Genomic DNA, 13548 nt, shown 5'->3' on the forward strand with positions numbered 1-13548 from the left:
TAATGTCTGGCACATAATAAAGATATTGTAATAAGTAGTAGAGCATTGTTTAATAAATTCTTCTACTATTGATATTTTTTAGAAGTATATGGAGTAAAATGTAAATTCCGTCTAGGTATTTAAATTATTACTTCCTACTAGTTCACTATATAACTCGTCAATTTTTCTCACTAACGTACTATTACTAACTCCTCTGATGAAAGCCATTATCGTTGATCCTCCAGCTCCTACCCCCTCCTTAACATAGCCTTTTTCGTACGTTCTTATTCCTTCATGAATAGAAATTGAAAGATCTAACATACTCGCCAGTACCTTAACTCCTACTTGTTTTGCTAAACTTAACATGTCCGCAGATTTATCTTCCACTATCCACTTTGTGGTACCAATTATAATATCTTTTAACTTACTCTTATCGAATTCATTAACTATGGCAGCAGCAGCTGTCATTTGAGTCCCTCCAGCTAATAAAATCTTTCCTCTAAATCCTAAAGATATTCCAGCTACGCCCAATAGGACGGGATCAGAAACTTTAGCTAATCTTTGCAAAGGATCTGTTGGCAAATTCCTCAACGCTTCTTCCACAACTTTTCTTTTTAATTCCTTCGGATTATCAGGAGATGCTGAACTCACTTTATCCATAGCGTCATAACCTAATGCCAAAAGAGTAGCCATTGCAGTGGTTGTACCAGCTGGTATTGATTCTCCAATCATAATAAGTTCGTATTCATTAGATAGCTCTTCGCCTAATTTGATGCCATTTTCAATTATAATATTCACTTTTTCTATGGAGAGTGCTTGTTTTCTAATATCTTTTCCAGGCTCACCTTGAAGATCTATATATGGAATCTTAGGTGTTATTCTACTTCCTGCATTTACTACAATTTTTAAGGACTTTGTGAAAGATAGTGATGCTCTTGTTAATAAAGCAGGTGTTGGTATTCCAGTAGGACTAACTGGAATAGTATTTATGCTTTTACATTTACCTAGAATCACGTATTCAGCGTCAGCAGCAGGTGTAAAGTGAGTTAATTCTGGAGTTGCCCCAGCTATGGTTAACCCTGGAATTAGGCTGACGTCAGTAGTTCCTATTACTAATATATAGGCGAAATCTTTATTTAGGGTAAAAGTTTCAGCTCCAAAATATGCCTTAATCATTTTCGGTGCATATAAATAATTTCACGTATATAAAAATTTGTGAGTTTTTGGGAGTATTATAGAATGGTTGAAAAGGGAACTTTAGTAAGTATTGAGGAGTTCAAAAGTAATCGTAAATTAAAGGAAAGTGTTAAGAACGGGATAAAAGGTTTAGTGAAGTTACTTTTTCAAGAGGCTGATAAGATAATTAAATTTGACTCTAACGAGGATTTGATATTTCAATTGATGAAATTAGGATTAATTTCACCTACTTTGGCTCAAGAACTTCTTGACATTCTTAAAATTGCTGATAATCTAGATAATGTTGATGACGAAATCTTATACAGTATGCTCGTAAGAATTATGGAAGATGTTGAAGAGGCCATAAATAATATAGGGAAATATATGGTTAAAAATTCTAGTTGAATTTTCTTTCGAGTTCTGAGATTTTCTCAATAGTCTTTTGAACTTCCTCCTCTGTATTGTAGAAGTGCGTTGATATCCTTATCCCTTCTCCTCTTGGCGACACAACTATGTTTTCCTTTAATAGTTCCTTCGCTATCTCTTTAGGTTTTTTAACCTTTACTATGACAATTCCAGCTCTCTTATCCTCTGGAGTGATTACCTCCATGCTATGGTCCTTTGCTAATCTTATTGCAAATTGGGAAAGATTCGTCACTGAACTCTCAATTAATTCCATATTTTCGCCTATTATTTCGCAAGACTTTGCAAGTGATAAGTTTGCAGCTAAATCTACTGTACCTATTTCAAATCTTCTAGGACCCTTCTCTAATGTAAACTTATTTGGATTAAAATCCAAGTAATCAGCACTAGTTTTCCATCCATAAAACGGTGGATCTTCTATCAATCCTCTTTTAACATAGATAAATCCGGATCCTTGTGGACTCATTAACCATTTATATCCTCCAGCAATAGCGAAATCTATACCAAGTTCCTTTACATTTATTTTGACTGCACCAGCACTCTGTATGATATCTAATAGAACTAGAGTATTGTTCTCCCTTGCGGCTTTTACAATTTTTCTAACATCTACTTTCAGACCAGTATTAAAGCTAACATGGCTTATTGCAACTAATCTAGTATTTTTATCAATATGTGATATTATATCTTCCTCAAAGGTATAGGGATTAGTCTCTACTATATTTATCTTGACTCCTTTTTTCGTTAATTTCAAAAATGGGTACACTACAGTTGGGAACTCAAGGTTATCTGTTACTATATTATCATCTCCCTTCCATTCTAGCCCATGTGCAACTAAGTTTACCCCATAACTAGTATTTGGAATTAGCGAAATCTCATCTGAGTATGCTCCTACCAAATTGGATATTTTAGACCTTATGTGATACAGTTCATCCTCTTCCTCTTCATTAACAGCTATGCTTCCCCTATTTGCAACTTCATATAAATATCTGTAAGCCTCAAATAACGACGGTAAAGGTGTGGGTGACACTGATGCATGATTTAAATATACGTATTTTCTGGTAACGGGTACGTTTTCCCTAAATTCTCTCGGATCTCTTAATCTCATTTTTGATCTCCTTTAATATTTCTGGGTCTTCCAATATAGTTTCATCTATTTCTTTTCCCAATAATAAATCTCTCAAAACTCTTCTAACTATTTTACCACTTCGAGACTTCGGTAGTCTTTCAACCTTATATATTTTGTCAATGACATATATAGGCCCCAACATTTCCCTAACCTTTGTTGCTACTATTCTTTCGTCTACGTTTCCCACATAAAATACTACTAATTTTTCACCCTTTATCTCATCCGGTATTCCTACAGCAGCTGATTCAATTATTCCTTGCAAGGAATTTATTACACTTTCTACTTCTCCACTAGTTATTCTATGTCCAGCTATCTTTATCATATCGTCATCTCTACCAACTATTTTAACATAACCTTTCTCATCAATTATGGCTAGATCCCCAGTATCGTGGCTGTTGAATTTTTCAAAATAGCTTAAAAATTTGTCTTCATCTTTCCAAATTCCAATAAATTGGGTAGGAAATGGTTCTCTTGCGACTAGATGACCAATATGTCCTCTTAAACTTTTCCCATTTTCGTCTACTGTGTCTATAACTGCAGCTGGAAATGGCAATCCAGCATATCCTATTTTTGGTTCTACACCATCTAACGCATAAGGATAGCCTATTACATAACCTAACTCAGTTTGCCCATATACATCTGCAACTCTATCAGAAAACCTTAATGCGTATTTCCATGCAGTTTCATCCATTATCTCTCCTGCTGTGGCTATAAACTCCACTCTTGGAAGTTTCACATCTAACTTTTGTAAAGTTCTAAGGAGTGTAGGGGATGTAAATAATACTTTAGGCTGTAACTCGTCAATAATTTTTGGCAATCTATCCGATGGATAGTCTGGCGCTCCTTCCATAAATGCCAACGTGGAGCCATGCATTAGAGTTCCATACATTATTCTTGAGAACGTTATCCATCCCACATCTGCAGTTGTTAGAACTATATCGTCACTCTTTAATGAAAACATTAAGTCAAATACTGTATAATCTCCTACCATCCAAGCTCCATGTGGTAAGATTACACCTTTAGGTTTACCCGTTGTTCCAGAAGTATACATTATTTTCAATGGTTCATTACTTTCTATTTTCTCAAATTCTTTATATTCTCTTGTATAGTCAAATTGCGAGGAGTCCCTCGGAAATACTATATTGGCTAAGTTAGTATATAGTTTTATTTCCTTTCCCCTTCTGAATGTCTTATCTATGGAGATTACTAATTTAGGTTCCAGATTTGAAATCCTACTTACTATAGCATTTATTCCTAATCCTGCAAAAATGAGCGTATAAATTGCTCCTAGTCTAGCCGCAGCTAGTATCGTAGCTATCGTACATATTGAGTTAGGCATATAAATCGCAATTCTATCTCCTCTTCTTACCCCTTTATCTAGTAATAATCCAGCAATCATTGAACTCATATTATTTAACTCATCGAATGTAATTTCATCTCCTTTATGTTTATTCTCTTGGTAAAATATAAGGGCCTTACCACCGTGATTAAGGGCGTTATATGCAATATTTGTAGTACCGTTAATGAACCATTTAGCTATGGGTAATTGTTTATTTTTTTCTATGACTTTTTCCCATTTCTTAAAGAATGATAACCTATTAGCAAACGTTTCCCAGTAGGTTTCTGGTTTTTCTAAGGAAAGGTCGTAAAGTGTGTAGTAGTCCATATCTTTTACTTCTTATAACTTTTTAATTTGTTTTTATGATTAGAAGAAGCATTGCAATCACTCCATTATTCTTCTCTTTACTACTTTTCCACCACAATATGGGCACTCTCCATGGTCTATGTTAAATTCTCTTTTACAGTTGACGCAGACATATTTGAATTTGAAGGATTTTTCCACTTTTTTATTGATTTTGACTGACGAGAATTGTATTCCAAGTTGTTTAAGTATATTTTGTACGGACAAGTCATCAGTAAATACAATTGACGGTTGTAGATCTAGGGCAAGTGCAATCACTGATATATCTGTATTAGATAGTTTTCTCTCTTTGGTAAGATTTAATACTTTAGTTACTTTTTCTACACTTCTTGTAGAAGGCTTCATTATTATTACCTTTCCAGACGATATAGCAATTTCCAGGTTAAATCTGGAGTATTTATCCTTTATTTCATTTATGACCTCCTGCGTAGTATAGACTCTATCTAAAGAGAGTTGCAGTCCAGATAAAAACCCTGAGGTATCAAATATGATATGCATGTAATACTTCTCCTATTAAGTCTAGTTTGAAAAATCTTAAGATTTTTGCCTTGTGTTGAGAGACTCTTACCGTAATTTCTTGATTAGTTTTTATTAAGGTAACTACTTCACCATCTACCACTACTCTGGCTGTTTGAGGATACCCCTTATCTTCTAATCTTAGGATTAGAGACTTTGGTGGTATTACAACCGATCTTAGATAGTAGAAAATTGGATTAACGAATATTATCTCTATCGCGTTTAGGTCTTTATATAGCAAGGAGTTGGTTGCAGACATGCCCCAACCACTACTTCCTTGTGGTGTTGATACTAAAACTCCGTCTCCTTCCACTGAGACTCTTTCAGTATCGAAGCTTATTCCAACTTTTATAGCCTCTGGTCTATCGTATAAGATTCCTATCTCGTTAAATCCTAATTCTACCTTATCATTATGTACCATTTCCAATAGCATGTATTCTTCCTCGTTATAATCTCCCTTTTTTAGCCTCAGAAGAGCGTCCTCAATCTTATCCACAGGTACATCCATTAGTAGTCCTCTCCTTCCAGCTTTTATCGCAATCACTGGCTTACCTAGCTTAACTGCTCTTAATAACGTTCCATCTCCACCTACTGCAATGACATAATCGAAATCAATATCTACCACTTCAAAACCTAATTTATTAGAAATATTCTTAATTTTTTCTACAGTGTAATTAAGTTGTGAAGTAGGCTTACTTACAATCTTAACTCTCATTTTGTTCTCATATTCATCGGAAATACTAATATTCTTTTCCTCTTACATCTGATGCATAGGAAAATTTAATAGCGTAATTTTTGATTCATCCAATGCAACAATGAAAGGCATAAAAATCATAGTCGCGAGGGTCATCTACGCTATACATTGGTTTTATCTTGCTCCCCTAATACCTTTTCTAGCAGGTAAACTTAATTTATCGTTGCAAATCGTTGGTTTAATTCCTCTTTCTTTCTTTTTAGGCTCTGGTATTATGCAAATACCTTCTGCCTTTTTATCAACTAGAATAGGATTAAGGAACACTTTACTCCTAGGTCTTTTTATAATGAGTATATCACCACTATTGATACCGTTATCATCCAATTTTATTGAACTACTGATATTTTACCTAATGGACGGTGTTGGTGCTTCAATGTTCTTTTCCACCGGAGGTGGGATTTTAGCTTCATTGAATAGGGACTCTCCTAGTTTAGCCTTAGGTTTATATAATGCATCTTTTGCAGTTGGAGGACTTATAGGTTTAAATTGGTATATTGTGTTTGGAAACTATTTATCATTTTACATCTTATCAATTTTAACTTTTCTTTCACTTATTATTAATGTAAATAACTCAAACCTAAAACCGTGTTGGAGAATAATAAGGGATAATAGGATAGTAATTCTAGGGATTTCGATAGCTGGAATATGGGGAGTTTATTACGTTATAGGAGAATTATATCCCACATTTGCATATTATTACTTGCATCTAAACTTAATCGATTCAAGCTTGTTCACTTCACTGCTACTTGTTTCCTCAGTTATAGGTGGAAGTTTAACATTTTTAGCAGATAGAAAGATCAAGAAGTTTAACCTCCTTATAATTTCCTCGCTTCTAGGTTCAGTCCCTTCTCTTCTTCTCTATACGAAGGTCTATTTGCTAGGTATTGTAATAACTGGTATTTTTAATGAACTAGCAATATCGGTACTGTACTCGATAATAGCTAGTTTGCAAAGGGATGCAAATGCAACCATGGGGTTAGCATTGGTTAATTCACTAAATATTTTAATTGGAATGAATTTTGAGCTACTTGCTTCATATTCGGGTTATTATATGTGGATTGCGGTTAATATTATAGGACTACTATTATTTTCACTTATAGTGTTGGTTAGACAGAATATCTCAATTTGACTCGTACTTGAAATACTTTACTCTCGTTTATTAACTCTAGATTTCCGCTTTCGTTCAATAGGCGTATTTTAAAGATTTTCTGCTTCGGTCCACTATTCACTCTTATTGTTATCCAAGGGTTAACTCCATATACTAAGACAGATACTTTTCCATCTATTTTGACAGTTCTAGTACTAGAAGGCAATAACAATACCTCCTCTTCTCTATATTTCTCACCGACGTATTTTGTTCCCTCAGTTATAATGATATTATAATATTTGAACCACAAATAAGTCAGAATAGGCAAAGGTACAGCTAAAATTACTATATTAAGTTGTGTGTAATCAGTCATATATATATCTTTACGTTATTTGGTAATAAAAATTTGCACTAAGGTTTAAATAGTATAAATACTACAACCTAATAGGTGGTGTATAAGTGGATGAATACGATATAGTTGTAATTGGAGGTGGCCCAGTAGGTCTATTCGGTACTTTTTATGCAGGATTAAGAGATATGAAAACATTATTGATAGATGCTCAAGATGAGCTAGGCGGTCAACTAGTATCATTATATCCAGAGAAAATTGTATATGATGTAGGTGGTTTGGCAGGAATCCAAGCTTATGAATTAGCTCAAAGGCTTATTGAGCAAGCTAAAATGTTTGGCCCAGATATAAAAGTTAATGAATTAGCTGACATGATAGAGAAAACTAACGATAACATGTGGATAGTTAAGACTGATAAAGCCACATACAAAACTAAGACTATTTTCATTGCAGCAGGTATAGGGAAGATAGTTCCTTCAAGGTTAGGGGCTAAAGGAGAGATCGAGTACGAGAATAGAGGGGTCTATTATACCGTAAGAAGGAAGAAAGACTTTGAGGGTAAGAGGGTATTAATAGTAGGTGGTGGAGATTCAGCAGTAGATTGGGCATTAACTTTAGCTCCAGTAGCTAAATCTGTGACATTAATACATAGAAGAGATCAATTTAGAGCTCATGAGAGAAGTGTAAAGGAGCTCTTTAGGGTAGCTAACGTTTATGTTTGGCATGAATTAAAAGAAGTTAAAGGGGATGGTAATAAGGTAACCCAAGCAATAATATTCGATAATAGGACAAAGGAGGAGAAAGTGTTAGATGTAGATAGTGTAATTATAAGTATAGGATACAAAGGTGATCTTGGTAATATTCCTAAATGGGGAGTAACCATGAAAGGTAGGGATATAGTCGTTAACGGTAGGATGGAAACTAACTTACCTGGTGTTTATGCTGGAGGGGATATTGTACAGATGGAAGGTTCTCCCAAGTTAGCGCTAATAGCTGTAGGTTTTGCTCATGCTGCCATCGCTATAAGTGTAGCCAAGAAGTATGTGGAGCCTAATGCATCCTTATTTGCCGGCCACAGTTCGGAAATGGACAAATTTAAACCTAAGTAATCATTCTTTTTCTCTAAATACAATGAAGACTAAAAGGCTTAGTGAGTTTTTCCCTGGTGTAAGAAGTTATTATATCGTAGGCGAGATAGCCATAATAACTCCTAAGCGAGTTAACGTGGATTATAATTTAGTTGCAGAAAAGATAATGCAAGCTCATCCTAAGATAAAGGCTGTATATCTTAAGAAGAAGGTGAAAGGTGAATTAAGAACAAACGAGTTAGAATTTTTGTCCGGAGAAAGAATATCTAGCACAATTTATAAGGAGAATGGAGTGTTGTTTTATGTAGATATAAATAAGGTTTACGTTAATCCTTCTCTTTCTGGAGATAGATTAAAAAACTTGGAACTTGTAGAAGAAGGAAGCACTGTATTAGACGCCTTTACTGGTTATGGCGCGATTGCGCTAAATATAGCTCATAAAAAAAGGGTTTATGTCGTTGCCGGGGATATTAATATTGATGGATTGTATATGCTCAAGAAGTCTTTAAGTCTGAATAAGATAAAAGGTATGATAGATATCGTACAATACGATGCACATCATCTGCCATTTAGAGATAAGGTCTTTAAGTTATCTTTCGGTGATAATCCTACATTAATAATTGATTTCAAAGAAGAGTTGTGCAGGGTTTCTGAAAATGTTGTATTTTACATTTTATGTGAATCCGAAGATAAGGCAAATTCGAGTTTAGGTCGAACTTCTTGGATTAAGATTAACGACTATTCTAAGAATCTCTTTATCTTCAAGGGGTTGGTCAGATGCTAAAATAATAATTTCTCCTTCAATTTCAGTTTTAAGTAAATCAATTATTTCCCTATTTATGTCTCTTGCAGCTTTATCTGAATTTATCATCACTGTTGATCCTTCTATAAAAGTAGACTTCCTAAATATAATTTTATTTTGGTTTTCAAAAGTAAATTTAGATGACCCTCTACCATGAACTACGTCTAAGAACTCTTTCACTCTAATTACTCCATAAATAAAACTTTTATCATTTCTAGCAATTTTTTTTAAGTCCTCGCTTAGATCTCTGGCTCCTTTATTAGCTAATATTCCTATTATACAATCTCCCCTACTCGTTAGATAGTCATCCTTAGTTATTTCCAATGTAGTTTTGTGAAATGCTCTAACATTATGATGTCCTTTTATCTTTACTTTATCTATCGCTATCAATTTTAGCTAATATAAAAGTATATCCTCTAACCTCTATAAGTTTAGCCCCAACCATTTCTGCAACTCTTTTTGCGAATTCTTTTCGGTCATCAATTTCTTTAATCCCTATTTTTACCTTTACAACCTTATGTTCATTTAATCTTCTTTTTATTTCGTTTATCATACCTTCTGTTACACCATATTTTCCTATTCTTATATCTGCTCTTTCAGCTCTCGTTTTCTTTATCAGATCTTTTATTTCCTGAGAGTACATATCTCCTTTGCCAATTACAAATTAGGCATGTTCTAATTAAAATCTTTGACCTCATTCTCCTTCTCTCAGTTACTCCAATAATTAATGGTGTGTAGCACTTCCTACAAAACATTCGTTTGTACTTTAAAGGAATTTCGACCTTACCTTTTCTAGAATACATCTCAGCTAATTTTACATACTCTCTAGCTAACTCCAGATTACCACTCTTTGCAGTATTGTAAGCTAGCTCTATAAGCTCGATAATCCTCTTCTTAATCTGGTTTTTTCTTCTCACAATAACTAATAAATCCTCTTTATGTTAAAATATTCTATGCATTTAAACATCATCTTATTGGAAGCCAGTTTAGAACTAGTTCCTAAAGAAATAGTTAATCATCCGGCAGTTATTAAAAACGCCAAGAGGAGGAATAAAAAGCCGGAAGACACATTACTAGACATTTCCTTACACTATCATGCAATGAAGTATTTAGAAAATAGCCATAAAAGAGGTAGACCGGATATTTTACATCAAGCCTTGCTTGTAATTTTAACAGATCCAGTAATTAAAGGTGATATATTTATACATACAATACAATCTAAGATAATTAAGGTAAATCCCAATATGAGGCCACCTAAAAATTATTTGAGATTTATAGGTTTAATGGAGCAATTATTGAAATACGGTAAAATACCTATTAATGGAGATGAGACTCTAATGGAGGTTACAAATCTTACATTAGACAACATTGTGAATAGATATGATTTAATACTATTATCAGAAAAGGGAGAGAAAATTAATCCAGAAGAAATATGTAAATTAGATGAAAAATGGCTATTAGGAATAGGGGCTTTTCCTCATGGAGATTTTTCTGACAAAATTTTGAATTTGGCTAAGAAAATTTATTCTATAAGTGGATTTCCTCTGGAAACACAACAGGTTTTATGTAGAATCTTTTCTGCTTGTAATTCTATTTTAGGTTGGCCTTAGCCTTGATAGTAACTATTCCACCTGGTACCACATCCACATCTTGTATCGATAAATCGTACGCCTCTGCGATTTTTGAGAAAATTTTTCCAGCACATAAGGTAGAGATTAAACTAAATCCAGTTCCAGTTATTCTAAATTCTATCATATCTCCAGTATTTTTAATCGAGACATTTCTAATAGGTAGTGCAATCTTTATTGCATTATAAAAATCAAATAGCTCATCTAACGTTGAGGCTTTTGATCTCAAGAACGATCCTATTTGTTCTCCTACTTCTTCACACATATTTTCATATTGCTTATTGTCTTTTTCATAAGCCAATTTAGTTAAGTTCTCAAGAAACCAACTAGTTACCGGAACTATATCTAAGGCCTTTGATATTGTATAATAATCTACCAAACTTTCTAGCGTATTTGCATCCTCACCCTCCTTGAGTAGTTTCAACAAGGCTTTAAGGGCAGCGTTAGTTAAAGAATAGATAGTATAACCTCTCTTTTTCGCCTCATTTTCTAATTGCTCTATTAGGTCAGCTTCAGCTGCTATATTAACTCTTGGCATATCTGTCTATAGAGAGTTTGTAAAAAAGGCTATTTATATTTAGTCATGCTACCGCTTAAAGTTATTTTAAAAGGGTTATGAATGAGGTATGAAAGCAATTAAATCGAAAATTATGAACAGTATTAATAATACTATGAAGCCCCCTAAATACCAATTGTCATTAACAAATAATGCTCTAATTAAATCAGTCCAACTCCTTATCTCATTCTTCTTTTGACTCAAGTAAGTCCACCATATTTATATTTAGGTTTTCCCATTTATAACTTTTGCTATAATTTATATGCGAAAGTTTATTTATAAAATAAACCATATTTACTAGGGAATAAGATATAAATCCACTAATTTTATAGCAAGTCTCAGTCTACATATGTAGGCTGACAATTAACGCACTTTCATGAAGATTCAACTGAAACCCAAATCCCCTTAAATATTTACAAAATGTAATTCCGAAAAGATAAGATAATCTTTGAAGGGAAAATTTAACTAGACATGTAGCTAATTGAAGCAAATTGTTTAGCCCGATAAACTATAAATACCTACATTATCTAATAAATACTGTATAGGCTACTCTGTTCTCCTATAAGTTATGGTGTGGTGATGAGAGTTGATTTCAGGTAAAGTCCTAAGGAGAGTATCAATAATTTTTCTTTTCAGTAGTATTTCTTTAATTCCAATATTTCTGTCAGAATTAATTGCTGGAATACTATTTAAATCATATGTGTTAATGGCAGATTCTTATCATACATTAATAGACTTTTTAATGTCATTTATTTTTTATTTCACATTAATAAAGATAAATACTAGATCTAAAAGATTTCCTTGGGGACTCTATAATCTTGAAAGTCTTGTAGTCTTGACCGCGTCCATATTTATCGTATATTTATCAACAAATCTAATACTCAGTATGTTTGACAATGCTATAACTTTATCTATTTCCCCTTGGTATTCAATTATATTATTCGTAAGCAGTATTTATTCGCTAACGCTATTCTTAATAGAGAGGAGATACGTAGAGATTCAGATAGTAAAAAACGATATGATTCACTCCTTATTGGATGGTGTAACTGAAGTAGTCTCAGGTGTAACTTTAATCTTACAAAATACAGTTTTAATGGACACAGTAACACTACTAATACTTGCATTTACCTTAAGCGACGTAGTTAGGGAAATTAAGGATTCAATTGTCTCGATACTAGGTGCCTCAATTGACTCTCCGATGAAGTTTCAATTAATTAATGAACTTAGGTCAAAGAATATACCTATAATTAACCTTTATTTAAAAAAATGTGGATCTTTCTACGCAGTATATACTTATATAGGTCTACCTAAAGATATAAGTTTAGAAAAAGCGTACAAGATTAAGAGAAAAACGAAAAGGATAATTAAGAAATATGATAATATAGCTTACGTTGACGTAATACTCGTACCTCTAACTGAGATTAAGAAAAAGAAAATATTAGAGCAAGTCAATGTTCTTTACTCTAGGTAATATTCCTTTTTCCTCAGTTATCTTAAAGAAGAACTCTAGTCCTCTCCTTATCTCATCTACTGGAACATTGTACTCTTGTATATCAGCCCAGATCGTCTTTCTTACTATCTCTTCATCAAGGTCCGCCTTTTGTGCCTCTCTCATTATTTGTACATCCTTTGGTATTATTTCATCTAAATGTTTTTCCGCGTACTTTTTACTTTTCTCATAAGTCTCTTTAAATCTGAGTGCCAGGTCTTTTCCAACTTCTTTAGAAATTACTACCATACCCATGGGCATTGGCGTATTGTTGGAAATAGTTTTCCACATATCCCACATACTGCCTATTCTAACTACAGAAATTCCCATTTTCCTTAAAGCATACATCATTTTTATCTCATGAACTGCCACTAGCACATCTCCCTCTTTTCCTAAGGCTTTAATTTCATCCAATACTCTTCTAACTATAATTAGTCTTCCGTATTTTCCAATAAGTAGCCTATATAATGTAAACGCAGTAGTGTTCGGTCCGTGAACAATTAACCTACTTCTCTTTATCTCGTCTTCACTCATTTCCTTTATCGCCAAAATTGGCATACCGGTTATACCATCTACTGCAGTCGCTACAGCATTACTTAGAATGTAATAGTCATCTTGTATATATGGGTACATTGCGACAGATGGAACTGAAACATCTACTTCTTTTTTCAATACTGCTTCATTAATGTCTTGAACAGTAGGTATTACTTCAAATTCTAGGTTAAACCCTTCTGGCTTAACTTTTCCCTCCATTAATGGTATAAAAGGATAGAGATCTCCAGAATCCGCTAGTGCACCGACTCTTATTGTTACCATAGACTATATTTTAACATAACGATATATAAGTGTAATTTAACATACGTCCATAATGCT

The 13548-nt window shown here is 33.5% G+C and carries 18 protein-coding genes; 6 read left to right on the top strand and 12 right to left on the bottom strand.

Annotation, left to right across the window (positions count from 1 at the left end):
* Nucleotides 1–111: 111 nt before the first annotated feature.
* On the bottom strand, nucleotides 112–1155 hold the full coding sequence (gene cobT / locus SSOP1_RS11205; RefSeq protein WP_009992069.1) for a nicotinate mononucleotide-dependent phosphoribosyltransferase CobT: 1044 nt from the start codon (nucleotides 1153–1155) through the stop codon (nucleotides 112–114).
* Between the two features lie 63 nt (nucleotides 1156–1218).
* Here cobT and SSOP1_RS11210 point away from each other — a divergent pair, with 63 nt between their 5' ends.
* On the top strand, nucleotides 1219–1560 hold the full coding sequence (locus tag SSOP1_RS11210; RefSeq protein ID WP_009992068.1) for a hypothetical protein: 342 nt from the start codon (nucleotides 1219–1221) through the stop codon (nucleotides 1558–1560).
* Here SSOP1_RS11210 and SSOP1_RS11215 read toward each other — a convergent pair.
* The 4 genes from SSOP1_RS11215 to SSOP1_RS11230 are packed head-to-tail and all read right to left on the bottom strand — an operon-like array spanning nucleotide 1553 to nucleotide 5637.
* Nucleotides 1553–2683 (bottom strand): aminotransferase class V-fold PLP-dependent enzyme, encoded by a 1131-nt coding sequence (locus SSOP1_RS11215; RefSeq protein WP_009992067.1) that lies wholly within the window; start codon nucleotides 2681–2683, stop codon nucleotides 1553–1555. The genes SSOP1_RS11210 and SSOP1_RS11215 overlap by 8 nt on opposite strands.
* Nucleotides 2655–4370 (bottom strand): AMP-binding protein, encoded by a 1716-nt coding sequence (locus SSOP1_RS11220; RefSeq protein WP_009992066.1) that lies wholly within the window; start codon nucleotides 4368–4370, stop codon nucleotides 2655–2657. Before SSOP1_RS11220 ends, SSOP1_RS11215 begins: the two co-directional genes overlap by 29 nt.
* A 57-nt stretch (nucleotides 4371–4427) precedes the next feature.
* On the bottom strand, nucleotides 4428–4904 hold the full coding sequence (locus SSOP1_RS11225) for an NOB1 family endonuclease (protein ID WP_009992064.1): 477 nt from the start codon (nucleotides 4902–4904) through the stop codon (nucleotides 4428–4430).
* The gene (locus SSOP1_RS11230; protein ID WP_009992063.1) at nucleotides 4888–5637 is read right to left on the bottom strand and encodes an NAD(+)/NADH kinase; all 750 of its coding nucleotides are present in this window, start codon (nucleotides 5635–5637) and stop codon (nucleotides 4888–4890) included. The genes SSOP1_RS11225 and SSOP1_RS11230 overlap by 17 nt, the downstream gene beginning before the upstream one ends.
* A 100-nt stretch (nucleotides 5638–5737) precedes the next feature.
* Between SSOP1_RS11230 and SSOP1_RS11235 the strand changes: the two genes are divergently transcribed.
* Entirely contained in the window at nucleotides 5738–6805 is a 1068-nt protein-coding gene (locus SSOP1_RS11235; protein WP_009992062.1) for an MFS transporter, read from the top strand.
* Here SSOP1_RS11235 and SSOP1_RS11240 read toward each other — a convergent pair.
* Nucleotides 6783–7136, bottom strand: a complete 354-nt coding sequence (locus SSOP1_RS11240) for a hypothetical protein (RefSeq protein ID WP_009992060.1) — start codon at nucleotides 7134–7136, stop codon at nucleotides 6783–6785. The two genes, SSOP1_RS11235 and SSOP1_RS11240, sit on opposite strands and share 23 nt — an antisense overlap.
* A gap of 86 nt (nucleotides 7137–7222) precedes the next feature.
* Between SSOP1_RS11240 and SSOP1_RS11245 the strand changes: the two genes are divergently transcribed.
* Together SSOP1_RS11245 and SSOP1_RS11250 are read left to right on the top strand one after the other, a co-directional pair.
* Nucleotides 7223–8221: an NAD(P)/FAD-dependent oxidoreductase gene (locus tag SSOP1_RS11245; RefSeq protein ID WP_009992058.1), complete on the top strand. Its 999-nt coding sequence runs from the start codon at nucleotides 7223–7225 to the stop codon at nucleotides 8219–8221.
* Nucleotides 8222–8243: 22 nt separating this feature from the next.
* A complete protein-coding gene (locus SSOP1_RS11250; protein WP_009992057.1) occupies nucleotides 8244–8984 on the top strand; it encodes a class I SAM-dependent methyltransferase in 741 nt (246 codons plus the stop codon).
* Here the strand turns inward: SSOP1_RS11250 and SSOP1_RS11255 are convergent.
* The 3 genes from SSOP1_RS11255 to SSOP1_RS11265 are packed head-to-tail and all read right to left on the bottom strand — an operon-like array spanning nucleotide 8907 to nucleotide 9919.
* Nucleotides 8907–9392: a DUF371 domain-containing protein gene (locus SSOP1_RS11255; RefSeq protein WP_009992056.1), complete on the bottom strand. Its 486-nt coding sequence runs from the start codon at nucleotides 9390–9392 to the stop codon at nucleotides 8907–8909. The genes SSOP1_RS11250 and SSOP1_RS11255 overlap by 78 nt on opposite strands.
* Nucleotides 9376–9645, bottom strand: coding sequence for a YhbY family RNA-binding protein (locus SSOP1_RS11260; RefSeq protein ID WP_009992055.1), 270 nt, complete (start codon nucleotides 9643–9645; stop codon nucleotides 9376–9378). The genes SSOP1_RS11255 and SSOP1_RS11260 overlap by 17 nt, the downstream gene beginning before the upstream one ends.
* Nucleotides 9599–9919 (bottom strand): ribonuclease P protein component 4, encoded by a 321-nt coding sequence (locus SSOP1_RS11265; protein WP_009992052.1) that lies wholly within the window; start codon nucleotides 9917–9919, stop codon nucleotides 9599–9601. The genes SSOP1_RS11260 and SSOP1_RS11265 overlap by 47 nt, the downstream gene beginning before the upstream one ends.
* A gap of 21 nt (nucleotides 9920–9940) precedes the next feature.
* Between SSOP1_RS11265 and SSOP1_RS11270 the strand changes: the two genes are divergently transcribed.
* Nucleotides 9941–10612: a 16S rRNA methyltransferase gene (locus SSOP1_RS11270; RefSeq protein ID WP_009992051.1), complete on the top strand. Its 672-nt coding sequence runs from the start codon at nucleotides 9941–9943 to the stop codon at nucleotides 10610–10612.
* Here the strand turns inward: SSOP1_RS11270 and SSOP1_RS11275 are convergent.
* Together SSOP1_RS11275 and SSOP1_RS17435 are read right to left on the bottom strand one after the other, a co-directional pair.
* On the bottom strand, nucleotides 10593–11168 hold the full coding sequence (locus SSOP1_RS11275; RefSeq protein WP_010923808.1) for a hypothetical protein: 576 nt from the start codon (nucleotides 11166–11168) through the stop codon (nucleotides 10593–10595). The two genes, SSOP1_RS11270 and SSOP1_RS11275, sit on opposite strands and share 20 nt — an antisense overlap.
* Before the next feature lie 75 nt (nucleotides 11169–11243).
* Nucleotides 11244–11390: a hypothetical protein gene (locus SSOP1_RS17435; RefSeq protein ID WP_009992047.1), complete on the bottom strand. Its 147-nt coding sequence runs from the start codon at nucleotides 11388–11390 to the stop codon at nucleotides 11244–11246.
* A gap of 382 nt (nucleotides 11391–11772) precedes the next feature.
* Between SSOP1_RS17435 and SSOP1_RS11280 the strand changes: the two genes are divergently transcribed.
* Nucleotides 11773–12657: a cation transporter gene (locus SSOP1_RS11280; protein WP_009992046.1), complete on the top strand. Its 885-nt coding sequence runs from the start codon at nucleotides 11773–11775 to the stop codon at nucleotides 12655–12657.
* Here the strand turns inward: SSOP1_RS11280 and SSOP1_RS11285 are convergent.
* Nucleotides 12625–13491, bottom strand: coding sequence for an MqnA/MqnD/SBP family protein (locus tag SSOP1_RS11285; RefSeq protein ID WP_009992044.1), 867 nt, complete (start codon nucleotides 13489–13491; stop codon nucleotides 12625–12627). The genes SSOP1_RS11280 and SSOP1_RS11285 overlap by 33 nt on opposite strands.
* Between the last annotated feature and the right edge of the window lie 57 nt (nucleotides 13492–13548).

The sequence above is a fragment of the Saccharolobus solfataricus genome (genome assembly GCF_900079115.1).
In the GTDB taxonomy this organism is placed as follows: Archaea; Thermoproteota; Thermoprotei_A; order Sulfolobales; family Sulfolobaceae; genus Saccharolobus; species Saccharolobus solfataricus.